Annotated in this window: 5 protein-coding genes; 1 reads left to right on the forward strand and 4 read right to left on the reverse strand. The window is 67.0% G+C overall.

Translation table 11 applies throughout. The features are described from left to right. Positions 1–19: 19 nt before the first annotated feature. Positions 20–2,356: a hypothetical protein gene (locus AC067J_RS42460; protein ID WP_478308202.1), complete on the reverse strand. Its 2,337-nt coding sequence runs from the start codon at positions 2,354–2,356 to the stop codon at positions 20–22. A 239-nt stretch (positions 2,357–2,595) separates the two neighbouring features. On the opposite strand from AC067J_RS42460, the gene AC067J_RS42465 reads away from it, so the two are divergent. Continuing rightward, positions 2,596–3,942 (forward strand): GH1 family beta-glucosidase, encoded by a 1,347-nt coding sequence (locus tag AC067J_RS42465; protein ID WP_478308203.1) that lies wholly within the window; start codon positions 2,596–2,598, stop codon positions 3,940–3,942. A gap of 74 nt (positions 3,943–4,016) precedes the next feature. Here the strand turns inward: AC067J_RS42465 and AC067J_RS42470 are convergent, their stop codons facing one another. The 3 genes from AC067J_RS42470 to AC067J_RS42480 form a co-directional block, all read right to left on the reverse strand. Beyond that, positions 4,017–5,981 (reverse strand): DUF3732 domain-containing protein, encoded by a 1,965-nt coding sequence (locus AC067J_RS42470; protein WP_478308204.1) that lies wholly within the window; start codon positions 5,979–5,981, stop codon positions 4,017–4,019. After that, positions 5,978–6,454, reverse strand: coding sequence for a three component ABC system middle component (locus tag AC067J_RS42475; RefSeq protein WP_478308205.1), 477 nt, complete (start codon positions 6,452–6,454; stop codon positions 5,978–5,980). The genes AC067J_RS42470 and AC067J_RS42475 overlap by 4 nt, the downstream gene beginning before the upstream one ends. Further along, the coding region (locus AC067J_RS42480) for an ABC-three component system protein (protein ID WP_478308206.1) at positions 6,451–7,538 on the reverse strand (1,088 nt) is incomplete at its 5' end. The genes AC067J_RS42475 and AC067J_RS42480, both read right to left, overlap by 4 nt.

The following is a 7,538-nucleotide window of genomic DNA, read 5'->3' on the forward strand; positions in this document are numbered from 1 at the left end:
GACCTTCTGGCGTTCGCCACTATGCGGTGGCCGTCCAGCGGTGGCCGGCGAAGAGGTCCAGTGCCGCCTCCAGTTCCAGTGGCAGTGTCCTGGTGACTCCGAGTTCCCACAGGCGGATCCAGCCATCGCGGGTGGCGGCTGCCCTCGGTACCTCGCAGCCTGGCGCCACCCTCAGTTCCAGATGGAATCGGGTCGGCAGGACGGTGCTCTCGACACCATGGACCCGTACCTCGGCCACACTGTCCCAACGGATCCGAACCGTGCGGGCCCGGACGAGTTCGATCGCCTCGGCGTCGATCTTCAGCCTGGTGGCGACGGCCCTCAGGGCGACTGTGCAGAGCAGGAGGGTGGCCACCATCGCAGCGAGGTGGAATCGCAGCCTGACCACCAGGTCCCAACTCTGCTGCCAGTCACCGAGAAAGCCGTCCCGTGAAGTGACTGGGGAGGCGAAGGCGAGGAACGCCACGACCGGGATCGTCATGCCGAGTCCGCCCCGCCACAGCGCGCGAAGTGTCTGGGCGCTGCTGCGCATGAGGACTGCGCTCGGTGCCTGAGCCGCGGCCGTGAGGCCTTGCGGCCGTGCTTCTCCGAGGCGCTGTCTGAGCTCGGCATGCCTGAATTGGTAGACGCCACCGACCTGACGCAGGACCCCCAGGCGGCGGGCGTCCTCCAGGAAGGTCATGACGTGCCACGGCAGGCGGCCACAGAGGGCCAGTTCGAGCCGGGCGAAGTTCCAGCGCCCCCACCGGCTCATGGCGACGAATGCCGAGGCCGAGCATGACCAAGCGACGAGGAAGGCCCCGAAGGCGAGGAGCGGACGGTTGTGGGTCCAGGGGAAGAACGCTGTCACGGATCCGGCGATGGCGGGTGCGACGATCGCCGCCTCGTCCAGGGCAACCCGCCGCTCGTCGGCGAGCAGCAGTCGAGGCTTGGTGGCGGTGTCGTACCCGGCCTGCCGAGTCAGGAGAACGCCTGAGACCGCGGCGAGGGCGATGCAGAGCAGGACCGTGGCAGCGCCGCTCGGAAGGACCATCCCCGCGCCCGCCACGGCGGCGATGAGAGCGGCGGTCAGGATCCGAGTCCGCAGGTCGGCAGGCCTGCGGGGGCGGTCGTCGAGGCCCAGGAAGGAGTGCTGGGCTGCGGTTCGTCCGATGACGGTGGCGATGGTAGCCAGCACGGCTACCAGATTGAGCGCGTCGACCGTGGGTCCGAACGGGGGCTCGAACTGTAGGGGTCCGGCGGTGGAAAGGAGCGCGGCCAATCCGTGGCTTGCCAGCGTTCCCCAACCCGCGACGCCTGCGACAACCAGTCCGCCCCACGCCATCGGGCTGGTGAACGCTCCGCGAAGGTGCCACCAGGCGATGTCCGGAGTACGCCGCCGGATCGACTGGCGTGCCAGGAAGCGGTGGTGCTTCGTTGCTCGCTCCACGCCCCAGTCCCGGACTGGCCCGGGCAGGGAGGCTGGTGCCGGCCCCCGGGAGTAGAGGGCCGGGAGCAGTCCGTCGAGGAGGTGACCCTCGATGTCCCCGGTCCTCGGGAACCTGACGGGGTCGAGCAGCTCGCGGGGGTCGCTCTCCGCTGCTGCGTAGACGTGCGAGGCGAGCCAGAGCAGAAGAGGTGAGGAGAGCGCGGAGGCCACCCGACCGCCGGGATCCCGTTCGGCCTCAGCGAAGACCGCTTCCCAGGAGAGACGTTGGCCATCATCACACCTTCCCCTGAGATAGTTCAGCCCGGCCTGCGGGGACATCGGGGAGGCTCGGATGACCGGGATGTTCCGGAGTTCGGAGGGAGCACGAAGGGCCGCGTCGAAGGCGTCCGGCCGGGACAGGAGAACCAGCGGCTTGTCGACGTCAGCGCGCCACCGGTCGATCGCGATCGCGACCTCCTTCCCGGGGAGGGACATGAGTTCATCGAGGCCGTCCAGAACGGGAATGATCAGCTCGCCGTCCACCAGCGACATCGCGCGGCTTCTCCCCACGCGTTTGGCGAGTTCCTCCCCGTAGTCCTCCCTGATGCGGCGGGTGACCCAGTCCTCCAGGCTCTCCTGCTTCCCCGGACTCCAGTCGGAGAGGGAGAGGAGCACGGGAACGGGGTCGCCGGATTTGCGCTGCTTCAGTAACTCCCGTACCAGAAGCACCGCCAGGGAAGACTTGCCCGATCCGCCGGGCCCGGTGATGATCAGCCGGATGGGCGTGAGCGCGCGGACCCTGGCGAGGACCTCGTCCCGGTCGGATCGTTCCTCCGAGTCGCGGGCTCCGGCGGTCGCGGGGAGCTGCCGTGCGTCCCACTCGACGGCCATCGGTACCGAGCCGGTCAGACCTCGCACATTGGCCTCGTCGTCCCACTGTTCGCGCACCAGCTTGGCCAGCTCGTCCTCGGCGGGCGGGGGAGGAACGGGGGGGCACGAAGTTGATGGTGTGGCCTTGAATGACCTGGCTCGCATGCCCGTTGAAGTTGTTGTGTGTCGAGTCGGTCATCCCACCATGATGTCAGCGTGGGCAGGGTGGTTGCGGGCCGAAAGCCGTGCCACCCTCTGGCGCTACGGCGACGCGACAGTAACATGAGACTCCCTCACGTTTGATCCAGGAGGCTGCCATGCCGGACCGTTTCGACCTGCCGGTGGGTTTCCGCTGGGGTGTCGCCACCGCCGCCTACCAGATCGAGGGTGCCGTCGACGAGGACGGCCGCGGACCCTCCGTCTGGGACACCTTTGCCACCCGCCCCGGCGCCGTCCGCGACGGCCACACCGGCGCGGTGGCCTGCGACCACTACCACCGCTGGCCCGAGGACATCGCCCTGATGCAGGGCCTCGGGCTCGACGGCTACCGCTTCTCGATCGCCTGGCCCCGCGTCCAGCCCACCGGCGCGGGCCCCTTCAACCCCGCCGGACTCGCCTTCTACGACCGCCTGGTCGACGCCCTCCTCGAAGCCGGCATCACCCCGCTCCCCACCCTCTTCCACTGGGACCTCCCGCAGGCCCTCGAAGACGCCGGCGGCTGGCTGAACCGCGACACCGCCCACCGCTTCGCCGACTACACCGCCCTCGTCGCCGACCACCTCGGCGACCGCGTCCCCGCCTGGATCACCCTCAACGAGCCCTTCGTCCACACCGTCTACGGCTATGCGATGGGCATCCACGCCCCCGGTCGGACCCTGATGTTCGAGGCCCTCCCGGCCGCCCACCACCAACTCCTCGGCCACGGCCTGGCGGCCTCCGTGCTCCACGAGCGCGGCCTCGACGTCCTGATCTCCAACAACCTCACCCCGGTCCGGCCGGCTACCTCCGCCCCCGCGGACCTGGCCGCTGCGGAGGCATACGACACCCTCCACAACCGCCTGTTCAACGACCCAGTCCTCCTCGGCCGCTACCCCGACCTCTCCGCCCTCGGCGTCCCGGACGACATCTTCGGCGCCGTCCGCCCCGGCGACCTCGACCTCATCGCCGCCACCCCTCTCACCGGCCTGGGCGTCAACTACTACAACCCCACCCGCGTCGCCGCTCCCACCGACCCCGGCCTGCCCTTCGCCCTCCTCGACATCCCCGACGTTCCCCATACCGCCTTCGGCTGGCCCGTCGTCCCCGACGCCCTCCCCGAACTCCTCCTCGCCCTCCGAACCCGCTACGGCGCCGCCCTCCCACCCGTCACCATCACCGAGAACGGCTGCTCCGTGACCGAATCCACCACCCCCGACCAGCCCCGCATCGACTTCATGGCCACCCACCTCGATGCTCTCGCCCACGCCACCGCCGAGGGCATCGACGTCCGCGGCTACTACACCTGGTCACTCCTCGACAACTTCGAATGGGCGGAGGGACTGTTCAGCCAGCGTTTTGGTCTGGTCCATGTCGACTTCGCGACGCAGGTGCGCACACCGAAGGCCTCGTACGCCTGGTACCGCGACCTGATCGCCGTTCACCGGGCGAAGTCAGCGGCTCGGTAGCGGGGGCCGCGCCTGGTGGGTGGCAGAGCCCCCATGGACGGACTTCCCTGGGGTGGGAATCCGCCCGCCGCTCATTAGCTGCCTGGGGTCGTGGACTCCATCCAGGCCGAGGGTACGAGTCCTGAATCGTTGCCGTAGCGCCAGCGTTCGATGACGTGTCGGCTGAAGACTGGGTCGTCGAGGTCGGCGTGTTCCATGACGATGACCTGCATCTTGCCTGCGAGTTGCTCCAGCGTCCGGTGTATGGCCTCGTAAATGTTCAGTAGATGTGTGCGGTCGTTGGTCTGCAAGACTTCCTCGCCGGTTGGTTCGGCCGGGAAGTACACCTGTGACGGTTGGTCGAGGACCAAGACGTTGGGAACGGGGCTCTGGTGCCGGGAGAACCACTCATGGAGGCTGAGATGGGTGGATACGTGGTAGCCCAGGTGATTCTCGGCACTCCCCATGTCCTTGAGCTGGACTGGTCCGTCGGTGGTGTCGGCCACCACAGTGAGCCGGTTGAGGTCGAGTCGGATAGGCGAGGTCGCGAAGTCCAGGTCCAGGCTCATCGCTTTCGCCCTGATGTCCTGGTTGATCAGGGACAGGAAGCTGGCGAGGCGCTCGTCCTGCGTGCTTCCGCTGAGCTGTTCCTCTAGCCCTGCGATCTGCTCGCGCAGCTCGTCGCGGCGGTCCATGACACGAGGCGCTGCGGCCTGTTGGGCGATCGTGTCGACGTAGAAGCTGATACGTCCCTGGACGATGGCGGCCCTGCGCAGGTCATCGGGCTCCTGTTGGGTCGTGCGCAGGCTCGAGGCGAGTTCCTGAACCTGCTCCTGGTTGCGGGCAAGTTCTGAGCGAAGCTCTTGCAGGTGGCCTTCCTGGTCGGCGATGAGCCGTCGGATCGCGGGGGTGTCGTTTCGGATGACCCCAAGATCGCCGTCGAGGAGGGCGAGGTCCCGCGTGAGGGCGGCGATAGTGTCGTTCGCCGAGGGGATGGTGCTGTTGCAGACGGGGCAGTGATGGACATCCCTGGCGTCTGTGTCTTGGCGGAGGAGGCCAAGGGACGTGAGGCGGGCACGCTGTTCGATGGCTTGGTTGCTGAATTCGTCGTTCTCGGCGAGGGCGCCCTTGAGGTCGGCCATCCGAGCCCGAGTCAGCGCGAAGTCCCGACGCAGATCCGCTCGGCGGGTGTGGAGGGCCGCAAGGGGGTCGCCATCGGCTGCGTGGGGCCGTAGTGCGCCGCCGTGGGCCAGGTCATTTCGGAGACGACGGAGGAGATGAAGGACATCGTCTGCCGTTTGCGCGCCGGTCTGCGGGGGCAGCAAGCCGGCTTCGACGGCTTCGATCAGGAGTGCCTGGGCCTGGCCGCTGGCGGGGGTTCGGTCTGCGGATACGGCGATCTTGGCCTCGTTGTCGGCCAAGTCCCGGCGAAGGTTGCGGAGCTTGTTGTGAAGCAGGGCCTGCTCGGGGTCGACCGCGCCGAGGAAGTACGGGACGACTCCCCGGATCGTGTTCGGCCTCCACTCCTCGCCCTGCGAGTGGAAAAGAACATCGGGGTTAGCGACTTCGTTCTGAGCCTGGAGACAGAAGAAGAGGGCATGGCGGATGGACGGGGCTATGAGCGTGTTCTTACCGACGGCCGGTACGCGGACGGTGTTGTCGATGCCGCAGAAGTCGCTCAAGTAAGCCTTGGCGGTGTCCTCGGGCGTCGTGAAGCGAAGATCTTCCAAGGCTGGTGGCAGGCTGCCGGGGGCCTGGGTGAGCACACACATCGTGGTGCTGGTCTTGGCCTTGTCCTTGGGCGCCTGACGGGCAACGAAGAGCTGCTCACCGGGCTTGGTGAGGGTGAGGCCATAGGTGCTGACGTAGGTGCGAACCTTGCCCGCTTTGACGGGGTAGTCGGAGCTGGCGAGGCAGTAGTCGATGATCGTCAGCAGTGCGCTCTTTCCACGTCGGGAGTCACCCGTGACGATGTTTAGGGCGCCGAGCTGAAAGGAGACGGTACGCATCTGGCCGGACCTCTTGCCGTAGATGGTGACCGATTGAATCTGGAACGTCACGGTTTGACTCCGAGAAGGGTCAGGACTGTGCTGAGGCTGCCCGTGCTGGGCAGCCAGCGCCCGAGGAACTGGGCAGCCTGCTGGATCGCGATGGTCTGATCGGTGGCTCCCTTGACCCCCTTGGTGGTGGGACCCAGGGCCAGGGTGAGTCCTTCTGTTGTGGCCCGCAGAGTCCTGGTCTGGAGGGCAAAGAGGACGCCGGGGCGAACCACGGCGGCGAGGGGGGCCGCATTGCGGGTCATGGCCATGCGTACGCCGTCATTCGCCTCGAGCCACTTCATCAGTCCGCTGTTCAGAGTGCTCGGGAGGGCTGCCCTGACCGCGGGCTGAAGGGCCATAATCCCTGCCACGACGGCCACGGGCAGCGGACAGGGGGAGCCGTACTGCTGTTCGTGCCCTTGGACCGCGCGGGCGCAAAGGAGCGCGGTGAAGGCGGGGTTGTACAGGGCGCGCTCTTCGCGGCTGAGTTTCACCCAGGCACCTCGACGGGCTCAAGGAGCTGCATCAGGCGGGCGGCGAAGTCAGGGTGCCAACCGACTCGGCACTCGTCGGCGAGCATCTGGTAGGAGCCCTTGGTCACGAAGACCTCGTCGCATCCGGCACGGATCTGGAAGCGGGCTTCTTGGTCGACCCATCGGTAGATGAGCTTGGCCTCAGCCTTCTTCTGCTCCTCGGTGGCCTCGGGGCCGAGTTCTTCCTCCATCACAGCGAAGCGGGCTTCCCACTCTTCCACCAGCCGACGCTCATACTCGCCGATCTCACCAGGTCGCAGCAGGTTCTCGTTGGTCCACCGCGAGCGCTGTGCAAATGCGCGCACGTAGTCTCGAACTGCGAAGCGGATGCGTGTGGAGCCCACGCCGATGAGGTCCAGTTGCTGGACGAAGATCTTCTTTGCCTGTTCCGTGGGGTCGCCGCTCATGAGGGTGATGTCGCCGTCGATCGGCAGGTTGTCGTGCTGAAACTGTCGTTGGAGGCTACTGAATACCTCGTCGAACTCGACGCCAGTGATAGGGCTGCCACCTGGCGTGCGCATCTGCTCGATCACGCGGTCGTAGAACCAGCCCTCCAGCCGGTTCAAGAAGGCTCTGGCGGCGTCGTGGCCGGCGGCCACGGCGGCGAGGCGAAGCATCGCAGTCCGGACATCGGCGATGTCCTCTGTACCTCCAACGACCTGGACTCGCGCAAGCAGGGCGCTCTGCAGCGGCTTGGCCATGCCGGTCAGCGCAGCGAATGACTTCAGGAGGTCCTGGCTCTTGGTCTTCGAGGCTTTGGCTGCATCGCAGAGCTGCTTCAGAGCTCGGGCTTCATCGCGGTGTCCCGTGTCGCGATGCTGGAGGAGATAGCCGACGCTGCCTACAGGCAACTCAGCTGTGGTAAGCAGGTAGAGGTTCGTCTCGTCGAGGTCGATGCGCCCTGCCGTGGCCGCCTCTGCCCAAATCCGAAGGGTCTTCCATAGATCCTTAGAAGCCGTTGTCTTTCCGAGAGTGATTGGTGCGTTTCCGCTGGTCAGGCATAGGGTCGGTGCTTCGGCGGCAGAGACGGGGTGTCGTGTCGTCT

The sequence above is a fragment of the Kitasatospora sp. NPDC042419 genome (genome assembly GCF_056437345.1).